Raw genomic sequence first — 17,661 nt, forward strand, 5'->3', positions numbered from 1 at the left:
GGCCAACTCACCGGAAGCTCTGCGAGAATGAAGGCATGGCTCACGCTTCTCATGTCGCAACCCTGCACACCAACCACGGTGACATCGTCATCAACCTCTTCGGCGATCACGCACCGAAGACGGTCAAGAACTTCGTCGGGCTCGCCGACGGCACCCAGGAGTGGACCGACCCCGCCACCGGCAAGCCCGGCGACGGACCCCTCTACAAGGAGGTCATCTTCCACCGCATCATCCCGAACTTCATGATCCAGGGCGGCGATCCTCTCGGACAGGGCGTCGGCGGCCCCGGCTACAACTTCGATGACGAGATCAACATGGAGCTCGACTTCAACAAGCCGTACATCCTCGCGATGGCCAACGCCGGTCTGCGTCGCAACGCCATCACCGGCAAGCCCGAGGGCACCAACGGTTCGCAGTTCTTCATCACGACGGACCCCACCCCGTGGCTGCAGGGCAAGCACACGATCTTCGGCGAGGTCGCCGATGACGCTTCCCGCGCAGTCGTCGACGCGATCGGTGCCGTGCAGACCGGCCCTGGCGACCGTCCGGTCGAGCCCGTCGTGCTGCAGTCGATCGACATCGTCGCGGCCTGACGACAGCTGCGGCCGATCCGGATGACCACGCCAGAGTTCACGAGCAATCGCGACAACTTCTGCTACCGGCATCCGGATCGGCAGAGCTTCGTGCTCTGCCAGCGGTGCATGCGCACCATCTGCCCCGAGTGCCAGACGCAGGCGGCGGTCGGCGTCATCTGTCCCGAGTGCATGAACGCGGATAAGAAGAACCGCACCCCCGCCCAGAAGAAGGCGGCCCGGCGCTGGGGCGGCAACGGCGCGACCATGGCGATGGCCCGCAGCGGCAAGCCGGTCGTCACGTACGCGCTGCTCGCCGTCACGTCGTTCATCGGCCTGGTTCAGCTGATCCCGGGGCTCAATGACCCGATCGCACAAGCGCTGGGCTTCTACGCGCCATATCTGTACCCGAATCTCTTCGGCCTGCCCTTCGAGCCCTGGCGTCTGCTGACGGCGCTCTTCGTCCACGGAGGGTTCGTCCACCTCGCGCTGAACATGCTCGCGCTGTGGATGCTGGGGCAGAGCCTCGAGCCCATGCTCGGCCGTGTCCGCTACCTCGCGCTGTATCTCATCAGCGGGCTCGGCGGTTCCGTGATGGTCGCGATCCTGGCGCCGGGCTCGTTGACCGTCGGAGCATCCGGGGCCATCTTCGGACTCTTGGCGTCCCTGCTGATCATCGGACGCCACATCGGCGCAAATGTGACGGGGATCCTCGTCATCCTCGGCATCAACTTCGCCTTCGGCTTCTTCGCCGGGGGAATCTCCTGGCAAGCGCACCTGGGCGGCGCCATCGTCGGCGCCCTGGTCGCCCTGATTCTGGTCAAGACGAAGCGCCGCGACCAGCGGACCCTGCAGATCGTTCTGCTGTCCGCGGTGGTCGTCCTGTTGATCGTCGTCGTCGCCTTCGTGCCACCGCTCATCCTTTTGTCCTGATCCCCAGTTGTTAACAGGGTTGTTAACCCCTGTGAATAACACCGGTGTAATTCTCCCCAGGCTGTGGATGGACCTGTGGATAACTTTCGCTCTGGCTGGACTTGTGGGCGGGCGCGCGTGGATCTCCTTCGCTCGCAGAGCGGGTTCCCTCCCGCTTCGCGGGCCCCTCCCGATGCTCGGCTCCGGATATCCACGCACGCCCTCACGTGAGTCCGCTTCGCTCCAGGTATGAGAAAGGCCCCCTCGCGATGCGAGGGGGCCTTTCTTGAAGAGGGTGGAGGCGTCAGCGCCAGCGAGTGGTCATCAGGAAGCCGATCAGCGCGATGCCGAGACCGATCGCCAGGTTCCAGTTCGAGAGACCCGGGATCGGGTACTGCATGCCGGAGATGTAGAAGACAAGGATCCACACGAGCCCCAGGAGCATGAAGCCGATCATCACCGGCTTGAACCACACGGCGTTGGGAGCGGCGTCGCCTTCGGCGCGCTCGACGGCGGGTTCTTCAGTCTTGCGGTCACGTGCCATTCCGTCATTGTACCCATGAGACCTGTCCTCCGCCGAGGCCAGGATGCCTCCGCAGACGGAGAGGCCACGGCACGCGCTCAGCGTTCCCGGATATGATCACCGCATGACTGCATCCGTCGTGCCTGGGGGGCGGCGTCCGCGGCGACAGCGGCCGCGCTCGCGCGCGACGTTCGCGAGCGTGCTCGGAGAGCTGCTCCTCACCGCCGGCGTGATCGTCCTGCTCTTCGTCGCATGGCAGATGTGGATCGGCGACATCATCATCAGCGCCCAGAAGAACGATGAGGGTGCAGCCGTGTCTCAGGCGCTGGCACAGGCCGAGCCTCCGGCGCTCCCGCCCGTCGTCGAGGAAGACGACGGAACCACGGCATACGTGCCCCCCGTGCCCGCGGCCCCGGCCGATGCGCAGTGGTTCGGACAGATGCACATCCCGCGTTTCGGCGCGGACTACAACTTCGGGATCTTCGGCGGGACGAGCCGTGCCCGCACGCTCGACCAGCAGGGGATCGGGATCTACACCAACTCGAAGATGCCGGGCGAGATCGGCAACTTCTCGCTGGCCGGGCACCGGACGACGTGGGGAAAGCCCTTCAACCAGCTCGACAAGCTGCAGTTGAACGACGCGATCGTCGTGGAGACCCCCGACGGCTGGTACACCTACCGTTTCCGCACGCTCGAGTACGTGAAGCCCAGCCAGACCGATGTGCTCGCCGACGTGCCGCAGATGCCGGAGCAGCAGACCGGGGAGCAGTACATCACGCTCACGGCCTGCTCTCCGCTGTACTCCCTGGCCGAGCGCATCGTCGCCTACGGGGTGTTCGAGAGCTTCCAGCCGCGCGCCGAGGGTCCGCCGTCCGCTCTGACCGATCCGCCGCCTCCGCCGGCCGCACCCTCGGTGTGATCATGGACGTCCGAAAGGGAGAAGCCTGATGTACGCCGCCCTCTGGCGCCTGCTGCCCGGCCCGTGGTGGCTGCGGGTGCTCATCCTCGTTATCGTCATCGTCGCCGTGCTCTACGGACTGTTCTGGTACGTGTTCCCCTGGGTGAGCCCGATCATCGCGCCCGGCGAGGTCGACGTCGAATGACGCGAGTGCTCGTGGTCGACAACCACGACAGCTTCGTGCACACCCTGGTCGGATACCTGCAGGAGCTCGGCGCAGAGACCGCCGTGATCGAATCGGACGCCACGGATGCCGCCCGGCTCGAGAAGCTGGTGCCGGAGTACGACGCGGTGATGCTCTCTCCGGGCCCAGGTGCACCTGCCGATGCTGGAGCGTCGATCGACGCCGTGCGCGTCGCCACGCGGCTGCGGATGCCGACGCTCGGTGTGTGTCTCGGACACCAGGCGATCGGAGAGGCCTTCGGGACTCCCGTCACCGCAGCACCCGAACTCATGCACGGGATGGTCTCGTCGGTCACGCACGACGCTTCTCCCCTGTTCGCAGGAATCCCCTCGCCGTTCGCTGCAGGGCGGTATCACTCACTCGCGCTCGCGGCCTCCGACCTGCCGCCCGAGGTCATGGTGACGGCCTGGACAGAGGAGGGGACGGTCATGGCGCTGGCCCACCGCGACCTGCCGGTGTGGGGCGTGCAGTTCCATCCGGAGAGCGTGCTCACCGAGGGCGGCTACCGACTGCTGGCGAACTGGCTGGAACTGTGCGGCGACGACGGAGCGGTCGGGCGCGCCGAGACGCTGCACCCCCTGTCACGCTGAAGGTACGGTCCGGCTCGCCGGCACCGCGCGTCAACCCGTGCAGAAGAAGATCTGGACGGACGAGCCGACCGGGACATCACCCGGAGCGACCGACATGGAGTGCACGGTCGGCGGCTCCGTGGCCGGGCACTCCGCCGTCTCCGTCGGCACGGCCACCAGGCCGAGATCGGTGAGGTTGGCCGTGGCGGCGTCGACGGTCCAGCCGGCGAGGTCGGTGAGCGTCACCGTGCCGCTGGCCACCACCAGGTTGACGACGGTTCCCGGATCGAGTTCGGCATCGGCCTTCTCACTGGCGGAGATGACCGTGTTCGCGGCCAACGCCTTGTCGTTGCGTTGGATGACCGTTCCGAGTTGGAGCCCGGCCGCCTTCAGCGCGTTCGTGGCGTCGTCGAGTGCCATGCCCTCGATCTTCGGCATCACGACCGTCTCCTCGCCCTTGGAGACGTACAGCGTGACCGTGGAGCCCTCCTCGACCGACACCCCCGCCTCGGGGTCGGTGCGGATCACGTTGCCCTCGGAGACCTCGGAGCTCGTCTCGATCACGATCTTCGACGAGAGGTCGAGGTTCGCGAGGTCGTCCTGCGCGCGCTCTGACGACACGTTCACGAGGTTCGGGATCGTTCGCGACGTGCTCGACACCTCGGGAGGGCGCATGCTGATCGTGACGACCCAGAACAGCACCGAGGCCAGCAGCACCGCGAGCAGCGCCACTCCGGCCCAGATCCAGGCGACCGGTGGTCCGGACTGGGTCCTGGTCATGGTGGTGTCCGCGCTCAGCTGCCGCAGCGACCGCGCGGTCTCCTGCGCCTGCCGCGGGCTCGCGCCGTACAGCTCGCTGGTCAGTGCTCCGAGTTCCTTGCGCGTCGGGGCATTGCCGGTCATGGCGGAATCCAGGGCGGCGCGGAAGTGCGCGGCGTCCGGATACCGCTGGTACGGGTCCTTCGCGAGTGCGCGCAGCACGATCGGGTCGAGAGTCCGAGGAGCGTCCTCATTGACCTCGGTCGGAGGGACCGGTGTCTCGCTGACGTGCTGGTATGCGACAGCCACCGGCGACTCGCCACGGAACGGCTGGCGGCCGGTGAGCAGCTCGTACAGCACGACACCCGTGGAGTAGAGGTCGGCCCGCGCATCGACGGGTTCGCCCTTCGCCTGTTCCGGCGAGAAGTAGGCGGCGGTGCCGATGATCTGGGTCGTCTCGGCCACCGTGGAGGACGAGTCGGAGACGGCCCGGGCGATGCCGAAGTCCATCACCTTGACCTGACCCTTGTCGGTCACCATCACGTTGCCCGGCTTGATGTCACGGTGCACGACGCCCGCGCGGTGCGAGTAGTCGAGCGCCTCGAGGATGCCGTCGACATAGCGCACGGCGTCTGCCGCCGGCACCGGTCCCGCCGCGATGATGTCCTTGAGGAGGGTGCCCTTGACGAGCTCCATCACGATGTAGGGCGGCTCGTCGGAACCGTTCTCGCTCGTCGAGGGGTCGCCGGCATCGAACACGCGGACGATCGAAGGGTGCGACATCCGCGATGCGGCCTGGGCCTCGAGCCGGAATCGGTTGCGGAAGGTGGTGTCCCGTGCCAGATCGGCGTCGAGGATCTTGATCGCGACATCTCGACCGAGCGTCAGATCGTACCCGCGGTACACCTTCGCCATACCGCCATGCCCGATGAGCTCGTCGACGCGGTACCGGCCCGCGACGATTCGTGGCTCTGTGGACACGGATGACCCCCCTGGAAAACTACGCTTGCTGAACTGAACTACAGGTTACCCGTCGGTGTCGGTGTCCCCCTCGCCGGGGGCCGCCGTGATCGTCACCGAGAGCGGGGGCGATGCGGCGGACGTGCGCTGATCGCCACCGGAGCACATGCCCTGATACGTGACGATGAGCTGCTGCCCCTCGGCGTCGGCGATCTTCACCTGCGTGTTGCGCTGCGTCGGCTGGAAGTTCGGCCCGCCGGAGACGAAGCTGCCGTTCTGCACCGACACGACGTAGCCGGAGAGCGTCGTTCCGCTCGGGCACGTGAATCCGGTGCCCCAGGAGATGGTCACGGTCGAACCCGCGACCGGGTTTCCGGTGATCGTCGGCGCGTCGGTCGGCGTCGGGATGCCCGCACGAGCCGCGTAGACGGTGAGAGTCATGGCCTGCGTCGTCTCGACGTTGCCGGTCGGCGCGACGCGGTAGACCTTGCCGACCTCCGCATCGGTCGGCGCAGGATCGCCGTCGACGCAGGTGATCTCGCTGTTGAAGCCCGCCTCCTTGAGAGTGGAGGTGGCGGCGCCGCAGTCCATGCCGTTGAGGTTCAGGGCTGTCACGTCGACCCGTGTCACTTCCGGAGTGGGAGTGGTCGGCGGCGGCGTCGTCTGCGTCTGGGTCTGCGTCGGCGTGTTGCTCGGCGAACCGGTGGGATCGGCATCGCCGCCCTGGTTCGCCAGCATCGCCCACAACGTGCCGCCGAGAACGATCACCAGCAGCGCGATCAGAGCGATCAGCGGCCAGGTCCAGGGGCTGCGCTTCTTCTTCTCCTTCTCCTCCTCGGCCGCAGCCTCGGTGGGAAGCTGAGCCGTGGTGGGAAGGATCCGCGTGGTGCCGTCGTCTCCCGATGCCGTCAGGATCCGTGTCGCGTCGTCCCCGCCGGCGACGCCGCCGGTCGCGATCGCGGGCACGGCGATGGCCGCGGAGTTGAGGTCGCCACGGCGAAGAGCCTGAGCCGCGCGCGCGACCGTCGCCGAAGACGAGGGACGATCAGCGGGCTTCTTGGCGATCATCGCCATGACGAGGTTCTGGACGGGGATCGGCACGGTCGGGGGCAGCGGCGGGGGCTGCTCGTTGATCTGCGCCATGGCGATGGCCACCTGCGACTCACCCGTGAACGGACGCTTACCCGCCAGGCATTCGTACGCGACGATGCCGAGCGAGTAGGTGTCGGTCGCGGGGGAGGCCGGGTGACCGGACGCCTGCTCGGGAGAAAGATACTGCACCGTTCCCATGACCTGTCCGGTCGCGGTGAGCGGCACCTGATCGGCGATGCGGGCGATGCCGAAATCGGTGATCTTCACGCGACCGTCGGGCGTGATCAGCAGGTTTCCCGGCTTGATGTCGCGGTGCACGAGACCTGCGGCGTGAGCGGCCTGCAGAGCGGACGCGGTCTGGGCGACGATGTCGAGGGTCTTGTCGGCGCTGAGTGCTCCATCGCGCTCGAGCACGGTCGAGAGAGCCTCGCCGGGCACGAGCTCCATGACGAGGTAGGCGCTGCCGTTCTCCTCGCCGTAGTCGAAGACACTGGCGATGCCCTCATGGTTGACGAGTGCGGCGTGCCGAGCCTCGGCGCGGAAGCGCTCGAGGAACCCGGGGTCCCCCATGTACTCGTCCTTGAGGATCTTGATGGCGACGGTACGTCCGATGACGTGATCCGTCGCTTCCCACACCTCGCCCATGCCACCGATCGCGATACGCGACTGCAGCTCGTAACGACCACCGAACGACACACCCTGCGTCGGCCTCATCTGCCCAGCACCGCCTCTATGACCTTCTTCGCAATCGGAGCGGCGATGGTGTCGCCGCTTCCTGATTGTCCCTGTCCGCCGCCGTCTTCGACGACGACCGCTACTGCGACCGCGGGGTCGTTCGCCGGCGCGAAGCCGGTGAACCACAACGTATGCGGCCTGTTTCCGTTCTCTGCGGTGCCCGTCTTACCGGCCACGTCGATCCCGTCTATTCTTGCACCCTGGGCCGCTCCCGTTGCGACGCTCGCGACCATCGCGGCGGTCACGTCGTTCGCCACATCGGCCTCCATCGCACGTCCGAACTCGCTGTCCTGGAACGCCTTGATGACCGAGAGGTCGTTGCCGATGACGGCGTCGACCATCCGGGGATTCATCACGACGCCGTCGTTCGCGAGTCCGGCGGAGACCATGGCCATCTGCAGCGGAGTGGCGGTGACCTTTCCCTGGCCGAAGCCGGTCAGAGCGGTCTGTGCGTCATCGAGCGCCCGCGGGTAGCTGGAGGGTGTCGACGTGAGCGGCGTGTCGAACGATCGGTTGAACCCGAGCTTGTCGGCCATCTCGCGGATCGTGTCGTCACCGAGTTCGACCGCGAGCTCGGCCATGGGGATGTTGCAGCTGAGGCGGATCGCCTCGGCGATCGTGACCGTCTCCCCGGGGCCGCAGGTGCCGCCCCAGGCGTTGGAGACGCGGTTGGACGACCCGGGAAGGGTGTACGCGACCGGGTTGGGCAGCGTCGACTCCGGGGTCCACTTGCCGCTCGCGTAGGCCGCAGCGGCGACCACGACCTTGAACGTCGAACCGGGAGGATTCAGGTCACCGGCGATGGCGCGGTTGGACAGCGGCTTGTTCGCGTCGGCGACGAGCTGGTCGTAGGTGGCGTTCGCGGCGTCGGCATCGTGCGTGGCCATCAGGTTGGTGTCGAACCCGGGCGTGGAGACCATGGCCAGGATTCGTCCGGTCTTCGGATCCATCGCCACGACCGCGCCCTTGAGGCCGTCGAGGGCGTCGTAGGCCGCTCGCTGCGCCGCGGTGTTCAGCGAGAGCTCGACGCTGTAACCGCGCTGCGGCTGACCCGAGAGGATGCGCTCGACCTCGCCGAGGAAGGCATTCGACCCCGTGCCGGAGAGCTCGGCGTTCATGGCTTTCTCGATGCCAGTGCTCGAGCCCAGAGCCGGGTTGAAGTATCCCGTCACCGGCTCCCAGATGGGGGCATCAGCGTAGGTGCGCTGGAACTGGTAGCGGTCGTCACTCGGCACCGAGCTCGCGATCGCGACGCCGTCGACGATGATCGAACCGCGCTGGATCTCATAGCTGTCGAGTCGGGTGCGCTTGTTGTTGCTGTTCTGGGCCAGTGCATCCGCTTCGACGACCTGGATCCAACTGGTCGCGGCGAACAGTGCGATGAACATGAACAGCATGATGATGCTGAGGCGACGGAGTTCCTTGGTCATGTCAGCCGATCACCACCCGGGGTTGGCGCCGCACACCGTCGGAGATGCGCAGCAGCAGAGCCACGATGAGCCAGTTGGCCACGAGGGAGGATCCACCCGCCGCGAGGAACGGGGTGGTCAGACCGGTCAGCGGGATGAGGCGCGTGACACCGCCGACCATGATGAACACCTGCAGGGCGATCGTGAACGAGAGTCCGGTGGCGAGCAGCTTGCCGAAGTCGTCCTGACCGGCGAGGCCGATGCGCATGCCACGGCTGACGAACACCATGTAGAGGCACAGGATCGCGAACAGTCCGATCAGCCCGAGTTCTTCGCCGAGGCTGGTGATGATGTAGTCGCTGTGGGCGAGCGGGGTGACCTCGGGGCGTCCCTGTCCCCAGCCCGTGCCCATCAGGCCGCCGCGGGCGAGGCCGAAGAGCCCTTGCATGGGCTGGTACCCGGCACCGTCGGGGTCGACCTGGTTCGCGTCGAAGAGGAAGAGCCAGTTGATGAAGCGACCCTGCACGTAGCTGAGGATCTGCGTCGCGAGCGCGACGCCGGCGACCACGAGGGTCAGGCCGATGAGCACCCAGCTGGTCTTCCCCGTCGCGACGTAGAGCATCGCGACGAACATCCCGAAGATCAGGGTTCCGGTTCCGAGGTCGCGCTGGAAGACGATGATCCCGAGCGAGATCAGCCAGACCACCAGCACCGGTCCGAGCTCACGCATCCGCGGCCAGGTGATGCCCAGCACTCGCTTGCCGACCGAGGTCAGGCTCTCGCGGGTGCGCACGAGGTATCCGGCGAAGAAGATGGCCAGGCAGATCTTGGCGAGCTCACCCGGCTGGAACGCGAAAGCCCCGCCGAGCGACACCCACACCGCCGCGTTCGCGTCGGGGATGCGCAATCCGGGGACGAAGGGCAGCAGCAGGAGCAGGATTCCGGCGAGGCCGAAGATGTAGGTATAGCGGAAGAGGATCCGGTAGTTGCGCAGCAGGATGACGACCACGATCGCACCGGCGAGCGAGATCGCGGTCCACGCGAGCTGCTTGGTCGAGTAGGCGTTCCAGCCGGTGTTCTTGAAGGCGATGTCGATGCGGTAGATCATCGCGATGCCGAGTCCGGTGAGCAGGGTCGCGATCGGAACGACGAACGGATCGGCGTCCGACGCCACGAAGCGCAACACGATGTGCAGCGCGAACGCGAGGGCGGCGAGGCCACCGCCGATCGCCAGGATCATCGGGTCGATCACCCCGAGCGCGCCCAGCTGCACGAGCGTGAGGGCGGCACCGCTGATCGCACACGCGAAGAGCAGCAGCCAGAACTCGCGGTTGCGCTGGCTCTGCGGCATGCGGATGCGCTTGAGGGCCTTGATGACGCTGGTGTCGGCGGCGACGTCGGTGCTCATCCGTCACCCCCGGCCGGGGTGTCGACAGGGGTCGGCATCGGAGTGGGCAGCGGGGTCTCGATCATGTTCGCGTCGGCACCAGCCTTGAGCCGGTCGACGATCGCCATCGCATCGGACAGCGAGCGCGCGGTGATGGTGCGCTCGACCGATGCCCGCTGATACGGCGGCAGGTTCGCGAGGAGGATGTCGGTGTCCTGAATCGGCGTGGACAGCGTGATCGGACCGATGTTCTGCTGCACGCCCTGGAAGATCACGACGCTGTCCTCATCGGCGCCGATGAAGTACCGGGTCTGGGTCCAGCTGTAGGCGGCGAAGGCCGCGACGCCGAGCATCACGATCACCACCAGAGCGCCGGCGATCCACCCGAGGCGGCGGCGCTTGGCGCGACGACGGTCCTCTTCGATGAGCTCCTCGAGGTACTCGGGCGCCGGCTCGAAGTGGCTGGGTTCGTTCGCGGCCTGTCGCACCGGGTGCAGCCAGTTGCCGCGCGGAGCTCGGACCGGAGGCACGTACACGCCGTCGGGGTTCGACGCCGAGCCGACGATGGTGGGGGTTCCCGAATGGATCGGGTGCTGCCCACCGACGTCGACCAGGACCATCGTGACGTTGTCGGGCGCGCCGCCGTCGAGTGCCTGCTTGAGCAGGATGTCGGCCGTGCGACCGGGTGCGAGACCGAGCTGCATGGCCTTGAGGATGTGAGGCTCGTCGACCACGCCGGAGAGTCCGTCGGAGCACAGCAGCCACCGGTCGCCGGGCTGTGTGTGCATGACGAACATGTCGAGCTCGGGGTCGGAGTCCATGTCGCTGAGCACGCGCATCAGCACGGATCGGCGCGGGTGGTAGCGCGCCTCCTCCGGGGTGATGCGGCCCGAGTCGACGAGGCGCTGCACGAAGGTGTGGTCGGCGGTGATCTGCGTCAGGGCATCGTCGCGATAGAGGTAGATGCGCGAGTCGCCGATGTGACCGATGACGGCGTACTCGTCGACCATGATGATCGCGCTGAGCGTGGTGCCGAGACCTGCCAGCTCTGGACGGTCTTTCGCGGCACGGATGAGGTCGCCCGCGGCCGTGGTCGCCGCCGCCTGCAGCGAGGCCTGCGCGTCTTCCGTCGTCGCATACGCCTGATCGAGGGGCTCGAGGCGCTGGATCGCGATGCTGGAGGCGACGTCACCGCCGGCGTGACCGCCCATGCCGTCGGCGACGACGAAGAGGTTCGCTCCGGAGTAGCCGGAATCCTGGTTGTTGGAGCGGACCTTCCCGGTGTGGGAGATCGCGACGCTCGAGCCCTCGAAGACCATGCCGGCGTCAGGCTCGCAGCTCGAAGGTCGTGGCGCCCACCTTGATGGGGGTGCCGAGCGAGAGGGCGACCGGCGAGCCGGAGACGCGCTGGCCTGCGACGAAGGTGCCGTTGGTGGAGTCGAGGTCCTGGATCGCCCAGGCGTCGCCGCGCAGCATCAGGCGGGCGTGGTGGCTGGACGTGTAGTCGTCGCGGATCACGAGAGCGGACTCGCTGGAGCGGCCGATCGTGAGGGAGTCGGCGCTGAGCGGCAGCTCCAGGCCCGCCTTCGGGCCAGAGGTGATCACGAGCCGCTTGGCGGTCGCGACCGTCGCCGGACCCGTGGACGGTCGGGCGGAAGCCGGCTTCGCGACGGGTGCCGCGGGTGCCGCCGCCTGTGCGGGGGCTCCGGCGGTCGCCTCGGCGGGCAGCTTGCGCACGCGCACGCCGAACAGGTCGGCCCGGAGCGAGTACACCACCCCGAACACGAAGAACCACATCAGGAGAAGGAACCCGATGCGGAGCAGAAGGAGGATCAGTTCACTCACCCGAGGGCTCCGAACGCTCGGGTGGCGTCGTCGCCTCGGGACGTCGGACGCGAGGAGGCGGCCACGGGGACGATGCGGAACACCAGGTCGGTGCGTCCGATCGTGATCGTGGTGTCGGTGGGAAGCGCGGCTTCGCGGAGCTTCTGACCGTTCACCTTCGTGCCGTTGGTGGATCCCAGGTCGCGCATCATGGCGCGCTCGCCGTCCCACAGGATCTCGATGTGCTTTCGGCTCGAACCGGCGTCGGCGATCGTGATGTCGGCATCCGAACCGCGTCCGATCACCGTGCGTGCGCGCGAGATCGAGTGGCGGCGTCCGTCGACGTCGACCACGGCCTGCCAGCTGACGCGGCCCTCGACCGTGCCGGAGCTGACACGCACCGTGCCGGTGGCGACCTTCTCGTCGGCCTCGAGGGTGATCGAGAGCGGGCCGGCGAAGCTGTACCCCTGCGACGTGGCGTGCTTGGTGAGAAGGGCATGCAGCTCATCGGTGAGAGCGCCACCGAGCCCGCGCATCCGCTCCGCATCGTCGTCGCTGAGGCGAACGACGTAGCTGTTGGGTGCGATGATGCGGTCGCGGCTCACGACAGCGGCCTTCGTGTCGGCTTCACGCCGCAGCGCCGAAGCGATCTCCACGGGCTGGATGCCGCTGCGGAAGGTCTTGGCGAACGCGCTGTTCACTGCGCGCTCGAGACCTTTCTCAAAGCTGTCAAGTAGTCCCACTGGGCTCCTCTGGCATGCCGGCTGGTAGGGACATCGTAGCCAGGTGTCCTGGGGGAACGCCGCCGAAGACCCCCGTCGAGTGTGCAACGAGCCCGAAAACGCATGATATCTTTGGGAAGTTGAGTTCTTCGGAACGAGACGACTCGCGCGAGTGGCGGAATGGTAGACGCGCTGGCTTCAGGTGCCAGTGTCCGTAAGGACGTGGGGGTTCAAGTCCCCCCTCGCGCACAGTTGAGAAAGGCCCGGTTCCTTCCAGGAATCCGGGCCTTCTTCTTTTCGGCTCCACGACGGGACCTCCTCTCCCTGGTCAGCTTCGCTTCAGTGCGTGAGTACGACAGCCCGATTCGTGACCCGGAGCCTCCCGTTACCGCCCCGGAAGGTACCGGCTCAGGTGCTCGAACGGCGGCTGCGACGAGAGGTGCGACACGGCCGCAGACCCCACGGCGCACGCGGCTTCGAGGGCGTCGACCGGCGCGTGTCCGGCGCGCAGCGCGAGAACGAGGGCCGCGCAGAACGCATCCCCCGCACCGACCGTGTTCACGGCCTCGGCGGGGATACCGTCAGCCCTGGCGATCTCCTCGCCGCGGCGATACAGGGCGGCGCCGGCCGCGCCGTAGGTGACCGCGACGAGTTCGGCCCTGGCGAGCTCGGGCATCAGCTCGCGTTCGGTCTCGTTCACGATGAACAGGTCGACGCGGTTCAGCAGCGCTTCGGGTAGCGGCTGGGCGGGAGCGGCGTTGACGGCGATGAAGCCGGGCGCCCTCGCGGCGACCTGTTCGACGATGCTGAGCGCGATCTCCAGTTGCATGAGCACCGCCTCGTCGTCTCGGAAGGTCACGCCGTCGAGACTCACCCGATCGTTCGCTCCGGGACACACTGCGATCTGATTCTCGGCGTCGGAATCCACGACGATCAGCGCCGTGCCGGTTGGGGCATCGACGGCGCGGAGGTCGGTGGTGTCCACTCCGGCCCGACCCATCTCGTCTCGGGTCCACGTCCCGTCTGCGTCGTCCCCGACGGCGCCGACCATGCGGACTTTCCCGCCGAGCTTCGCGGCGGCGACGGCCTGGTTCGCCCCCTTCCCGCCCAGGTCGCGGGACAGCCTTCCGCCGGCGACGGTCTCGCCTGCGGTGGGGAGGCGATCGACGAATGCGGTGACGTCGACGTTCGCGCTGCCGACGACGACGAGCGAGGGAGAGACAGGGGTGATCATGGCGGCGGCTTTCGGATCGCGGGATGGGGCAGGCAACGACGCCGGTGCAACCGACTTGACGTTCCTGCAAGAAAGTGTAAACGTTTACGCACGAACATCTGCAAAGGAGCACCATGACCACTCCCGTCCTTCTCGACTGCGATCCGGGCCACGACGACGTCTTCGCGATCTGGCTCGCAGCCGGAAACGACGCCATCGACCTGCGCGGTGTGACGACCGTCGGCGGCAACGGCTATCTGGAGCACACGACCCGTAACGCGCGTATCGCCCTCACGGTCGCCGGGGTCACGGACGTGCCGGTCGCCGCCGGTGCCGACAAGCCCCTCACGCGTGAACTCACCCCGGGGGCGTGGATCCACGGCGAGAACGCGCTGGGCGGTCCGGTGCTCCCCGAACCCACAGTGCCGCTCGACGCCCGTCACGCGGTCGACTTCCTTGCCGACACGCTCGCCGCTGCCTCGGAGCCGATCACGCTGATCCCGACCGGGCCGCTGACCAACATCGCCCTCCTGCTGCAACAGCACCCCGAGGTCACGTCGCAGATCAAGGAGATCATCTGGATGGGCGGCTCGACCGGGCGCGGCAACGTGGGCGCATACCCGGAGTTCAACGCGTGGGCTGACCCCGAGGCTGCAGCAGTCGTGTTCGCCTCCGGACTGCCGCTGACGATGGTCGGACTCAACATCTCCCACCAGGCCCTCATCACCGAAGAAGTCATCCAGCGCATCGGGGCCGTCGGCAATGAGACCGCGGCCTTCGGCGTCGAGCTGCTCCGGTTCTTCTGCGGCACCTACGAGAAGGCGGAGGGCATGCCCGAGGGCCCTCTGCACGACCCCATCACCGTGGCCATCGCGATCGACCGCGCCGTCGCCTCCGTGCAGCGCTGCCACGTGGACATCGAGACCACGGGCGAGTTCACCGCCGGAGCGACCTGCGTCGACCTCCACGACATGCTCGGCAAGGAGCCGAACGCCGACGTCGCGATCACCCTCGACGTGTCGAAGTTCTGGAACCTGGTCACCGACGCCGTCGGCGCGCTGGCATGAGGATCAGTGCGTAGCGGCGGGCGTCGTCGACTCGGCCACGCGCAGACTCGGCGCGAGGCGACGGAGCACGTACGGAGCCTCGGGGTCTTCCATCCGTCGCACCAGGGCCTCGGTCGCCTCCTGGGCGAGCTCGTCGAACGGCTGCACGACGGTCGTCAATCGTGGTTCGCAGACGTCGGCGAGCATCGTCCCGTCGAAGCCCGTCACCTGCACATCGGAGGGAACGCTCCTGCCCGCGCGCTTCAACGCCGCGATGGCGCCGGCCGCGACGAGGTCGTCTCCGGCGATGATCGCGTCGGGAAGGGGTCCGCGGGCGAGCAGCTCTTCCGCGGCCCGCTCTCCGAAGGCGAGCAGGTACTCGCCGAAGATGTTGTCCTCGTGGGACAGGGACCGGGCGCGCACCGTGGCCTCGAACGCGGCTCGTCGCTCACGTCCCACCGAGGTGACATCGTTGCCCGAGACGAGCACGACCCGACGCGCTCCGCGGGAGGTGACGTGGTCGACGGCGAGGTCGATGCCGGCGTCGTTGTCCACTCCCACGAAGTCGGCGGACAGGTCGATCACGCGGCGGTCGAGCTGAACCAGTGGCACCCTGCGGGCGGTGTCCGCGACGGCGTCGTACGAGAGCTCGGCGTCGGACGGCACGACGAAGATCCCCTCGACGCGGCGTTCGACCAGCATGCGGAGGCGGTCGCGTTCGCGGTCGACCTCGCCGTGCGAGTCGGCGATGACGAGATCGAAACCGCGGCGCTGCAGATGGTCTTCGAGGCGGTGGATGAGCTCACCGTAGAAGGGGTTGCTGATCACCGGGACCACGACGCCGATCGTGGCACCGCTGCCCGCCCGCAGTCCGCGACCGATCAGGTTGACGCGATAGCCGAGCCGTTCGGCGACTTCGGCGACATGCTCGGCGGTGCGACCGGAGACGCGGTCCTTCCCGTTCAGGGCCCGCGAGACGGTCGCGATGGACACTCCGGCGGCTGCTGCCACCTCGTGCAGCGTGACCGACGCCTTCTTGACCACGACTCGACCCCCCATCGGTGCCGCCGTCGACACCATCAGTCAAAGATAGGGCGTGCGTAAAGGATTACGCACGCGATCAGCCCCCCCCGATCAGCCCCCGACGACCCACACACCCCACCAGACACGAAGAAGTGAGCAATGACCAACCACACAGAAGCTGTTCGCACCCGGACGAACGTGGTGGCGCTGATGATCGCCCTCCTCGCCGCCTGCCTCGCGTTCCAGCTCAACGCCAGCATGCTGAGCCCCGCGCTGGTGACGATGGAGCGAGAACTCGATGCCACCTCCACCGAGATCGCCGCGACCCAGACGGTGTTCTTCACAGCCGCCGCGCTGTTCACCCTGTTCCTCCCCCGGCTGGGTGATCTGATCGGACGTCGACGGGTCCTCGTCGGCATGCTCGTGGTGATGGCCGTGGGGTGCGTCGTAGCGGCGCTGGCCACGAACGTCCCGATGCTGTTCGTCGGCCGGCTGATACAGGGCGTGTCGGGACCGGTGGTTCCGCTCTGCCTGATCATGCTGCGGGCCGCGGTGAAGGATCCGAAGGCGTACGGCACCCTCCTCGGTGTCGTCACCGCCGTCAACGGAGGGATCGCCGGAGGCGACGCTCTGCTCGGCGGATATCTGGCGACGAACCACGGCTTCGCGTCGATCTTCTGGACCATGGCGGGTGTGGCGATCGTCGCCGCCCTGACCGTGCGCCTCCTCGCCCCGGAGACGATGGCCGACGACCGCCCGCGCATGGACTGGTGGGGGTCGCTGCTTCTGGTCGTCTCGGTGGGATCGATGCTCGTCGCGCTCAACGAGCTCGGCAAGCTCGCCGGCGCGGACCTGCTGCTCGTCGTCGTCCTCGGCATCGTCGCGGTCGCCTCCTTCGCCGCCTTCTGGAAGCTCGAGGGACGGATCGCGGATCCGCTCGTGTCGATCCCCCAGCTGAAGCAGCGGGCGACCTGGGCGCTGAGCGCCACCTCTCTCCTGACCCTGTCGGGAATCTTCGCGATCATGAACGGCGTGGTGCCCGCACTCGCGCAGGACACCGCGATGAACCTGTCCATGAGTGCGGAGGAGGTGTCGCTGTGGATCCTGATGCCCTACGCCCTCGCAGGGCTCCTGATGGGTCCGCTCAGCGGTCGGCTCGCAGCCACGGTCGGATACCGCACGATGCTGCGCATCGGTCTGGGCGGAACCGTGCTGGTCCTCGGGCTCATGGTCGCCAACGTGGAGACCTCATCGCGATTCGTGCTGCTCCTCCTCTCGATCGCGGTCGGCATCACCTACGCCGGAATCGGCAACATCATGCTCAACGGTCTGGGTGTCGTGCTCTCGCCGAAGGATCGCCCTGGTTCGCTCCCCGGCCTGAACACCGGCGCCATCAACCTCGGTGCCGGGCTGAGCTTCGTCGTCATCTACGCGGCGCAGACCTCGTTCGCCTCGACAGAGGTCCCGGCGGGCGGGTATGTCGCGGCGCTCATCACCGGGGCCGTCGTCCTCGTCGGCGCGCTCGTGTTCTCGATGTTCATCCCGAAGCCGGTGAGCGCTGAGTTGCGCCGGTAGGTCACGCAGCGCTCGGACCCCTGCCGTATCCGGGCGGGGGTCCGAGGTCGCTCCGAGGGGTGGGTCGTGAAACATCCGTCTGCAGGACGACATCGTCCCTACCTTCGGCGGATGCCGCACGCCGTCGTCGGCGCGAAGATGGAAGTTCCCGTCCTCAGGGAAGGCATCCCGTGACCTCACGCACCCCCAGTCCTCGCT

At 67.5% G+C, this 17,661-nt stretch carries 17 protein-coding genes and 1 tRNA gene; 8 read left to right on the forward strand and 10 right to left on the reverse strand.

Annotation, left to right across the window (positions count from 1 at the left end; translation table 11 throughout):
• Nucleotides 1-35 precede the first annotated feature (35 nt).
• The gene (locus AB4070_RS12285) at nucleotides 36-593 is read left to right on the forward strand and encodes a peptidylprolyl isomerase (RefSeq protein WP_441980329.1); all 558 of its coding nucleotides are present in this window, start codon (nucleotides 36-38) and stop codon (nucleotides 591-593) included.
• A gap of 21 nt (nucleotides 594-614) precedes the next feature.
• A complete protein-coding gene (locus tag AB4070_RS12290; RefSeq protein ID WP_441980330.1) occupies nucleotides 615-1,505 on the forward strand; it encodes a rhomboid family intramembrane serine protease in 891 nt (296 codons plus the stop codon).
• Nucleotides 1,506-1,788: 283 nt separating this feature from the next.
• Here the strand turns inward: AB4070_RS12290 and AB4070_RS12295 are convergent, their stop codons facing one another.
• Nucleotides 1,789-2,028 (reverse strand): cell division protein CrgA, encoded by a 240-nt coding sequence (locus tag AB4070_RS12295; RefSeq protein ID WP_045263578.1) that lies wholly within the window; start codon nucleotides 2,026-2,028, stop codon nucleotides 1,789-1,791.
• A gap of 103 nt (nucleotides 2,029-2,131) precedes the next feature.
• Between AB4070_RS12295 and AB4070_RS12300 the strand changes: the two genes are divergently transcribed.
• The 3 genes from AB4070_RS12300 to AB4070_RS12310 are packed head-to-tail and all read left to right on the forward strand — an operon-like array spanning nucleotide 2,132 to nucleotide 3,739.
• Complete coding sequence (locus tag AB4070_RS12300) at nucleotides 2,132-2,926, forward strand: class E sortase (protein WP_441980331.1); 795 nt, start codon at nucleotides 2,132-2,134, stop codon at nucleotides 2,924-2,926.
• A 28-nt stretch (nucleotides 2,927-2,954) separates the two neighbouring features.
• Nucleotides 2,955-3,110 carry a hypothetical protein gene (locus AB4070_RS12305; protein ID WP_441980332.1) on the forward strand — a complete coding sequence of 52 codons (156 nt, stop codon included), beginning with the start codon at nucleotides 2,955-2,957 and terminating at the stop codon, nucleotides 3,108-3,110.
• Nucleotides 3,107-3,739, forward strand: a complete 633-nt coding sequence (locus tag AB4070_RS12310) for an anthranilate synthase component II (protein ID WP_441980333.1) — start codon at nucleotides 3,107-3,109, stop codon at nucleotides 3,737-3,739. The genes AB4070_RS12305 and AB4070_RS12310 overlap by 4 nt, the downstream gene beginning before the upstream one ends.
• Before the next feature lie 30 nt (nucleotides 3,740-3,769).
• On the opposite strand, the gene pknB is transcribed toward AB4070_RS12310, so the two are convergent.
• From pknB to AB4070_RS12345, 7 genes are read right to left on the reverse strand one after another with little or no spacing between them, the layout of a single operon-like run.
• Entirely contained in the window at nucleotides 3,770-5,458 is a 1,689-nt protein-coding gene (pknB, locus tag AB4070_RS12315) for a Stk1 family PASTA domain-containing Ser/Thr kinase (RefSeq protein ID WP_441980334.1), read from the reverse strand.
• A 45-nt stretch (nucleotides 5,459-5,503) separates the two neighbouring features.
• The gene (locus tag AB4070_RS12320; RefSeq protein WP_441980335.1) at nucleotides 5,504-7,243 is read right to left on the reverse strand and encodes a protein kinase domain-containing protein; all 1,740 of its coding nucleotides are present in this window, start codon (nucleotides 7,241-7,243) and stop codon (nucleotides 5,504-5,506) included.
• A complete protein-coding gene (locus AB4070_RS12325) occupies nucleotides 7,240-8,694 on the reverse strand; it encodes a peptidoglycan D,D-transpeptidase FtsI family protein (protein WP_441980336.1) in 1,455 nt (484 codons plus the stop codon). The genes AB4070_RS12320 and AB4070_RS12325 overlap by 4 nt, the downstream gene beginning before the upstream one ends.
• A 1-nt stretch (nucleotide 8,695) precedes the next feature.
• A complete protein-coding gene (locus tag AB4070_RS12330; protein WP_282847745.1) occupies nucleotides 8,696-10,081 on the reverse strand; it encodes an FtsW/RodA/SpoVE family cell cycle protein in 1,386 nt (461 codons plus the stop codon).
• The gene (locus tag AB4070_RS12335) at nucleotides 10,078-11,379 is read right to left on the reverse strand and encodes a PP2C family protein-serine/threonine phosphatase (RefSeq protein WP_441980337.1); all 1,302 of its coding nucleotides are present in this window, start codon (nucleotides 11,377-11,379) and stop codon (nucleotides 10,078-10,080) included. Before AB4070_RS12335 ends, AB4070_RS12330 begins: the two co-directional genes overlap by 4 nt.
• A gap of 7 nt (nucleotides 11,380-11,386) precedes the next feature.
• Nucleotides 11,387-11,905, reverse strand: a complete 519-nt coding sequence (locus AB4070_RS12340) for an FHA domain-containing protein FhaB/FipA (RefSeq protein WP_046747993.1) — start codon at nucleotides 11,903-11,905, stop codon at nucleotides 11,387-11,389.
• Entirely contained in the window at nucleotides 11,902-12,627 is a 726-nt protein-coding gene (locus tag AB4070_RS12345; RefSeq protein ID WP_441980338.1) for an FhaA domain-containing protein, read from the reverse strand. The genes AB4070_RS12340 and AB4070_RS12345 overlap by 4 nt, the downstream gene beginning before the upstream one ends.
• A gap of 145 nt (nucleotides 12,628-12,772) precedes the next feature.
• Between AB4070_RS12345 and AB4070_RS12350 the strand changes: the two genes are divergently transcribed.
• A tRNA-Leu gene (locus AB4070_RS12350) sits at nucleotides 12,773-12,855 on the forward strand.
• 136 nt (nucleotides 12,856-12,991) lie between these two features.
• Here the strand turns inward: AB4070_RS12350 and AB4070_RS12355 are convergent.
• The gene (locus AB4070_RS12355) at nucleotides 12,992-13,840 is read right to left on the reverse strand and encodes a ribokinase (RefSeq protein ID WP_441980339.1); all 849 of its coding nucleotides are present in this window, start codon (nucleotides 13,838-13,840) and stop codon (nucleotides 12,992-12,994) included.
• Between the two features lie 113 nt (nucleotides 13,841-13,953).
• On the opposite strand from AB4070_RS12355, the gene AB4070_RS12360 reads away from it, so the two are divergent.
• Complete coding sequence (locus tag AB4070_RS12360; RefSeq protein ID WP_441980340.1) at nucleotides 13,954-14,886, forward strand: nucleoside hydrolase; 933 nt, start codon at nucleotides 13,954-13,956, stop codon at nucleotides 14,884-14,886.
• 3 nt (nucleotides 14,887-14,889) lie between these two features.
• On the opposite strand, the gene AB4070_RS12365 is transcribed toward AB4070_RS12360, so the two are convergent.
• Nucleotides 14,890-15,945 carry a LacI family DNA-binding transcriptional regulator gene (locus AB4070_RS12365; protein ID WP_441980341.1) on the reverse strand — a complete coding sequence of 352 codons (1,056 nt, stop codon included), beginning with the start codon at nucleotides 15,943-15,945 and terminating at the stop codon, nucleotides 14,890-14,892.
• Between the two features lie 102 nt (nucleotides 15,946-16,047).
• On the opposite strand from AB4070_RS12365, the gene uriT reads away from it, so the two are divergent.
• A complete protein-coding gene (gene uriT, locus AB4070_RS12370) occupies nucleotides 16,048-17,463 on the forward strand; it encodes a uridine transporter UriT (RefSeq protein ID WP_441980342.1) in 1,416 nt (471 codons plus the stop codon).
• Nucleotides 17,464-17,661: the final 198 nt, after the last annotated feature.

The sequence above is a fragment of the Microbacterium sp. 2RAF4 genome, from assembly GCF_052115285.1.
GTDB lineage: Bacteria > Actinomycetota > Actinomycetes > Actinomycetales > Microbacteriaceae > Microbacterium > Microbacterium oxydans.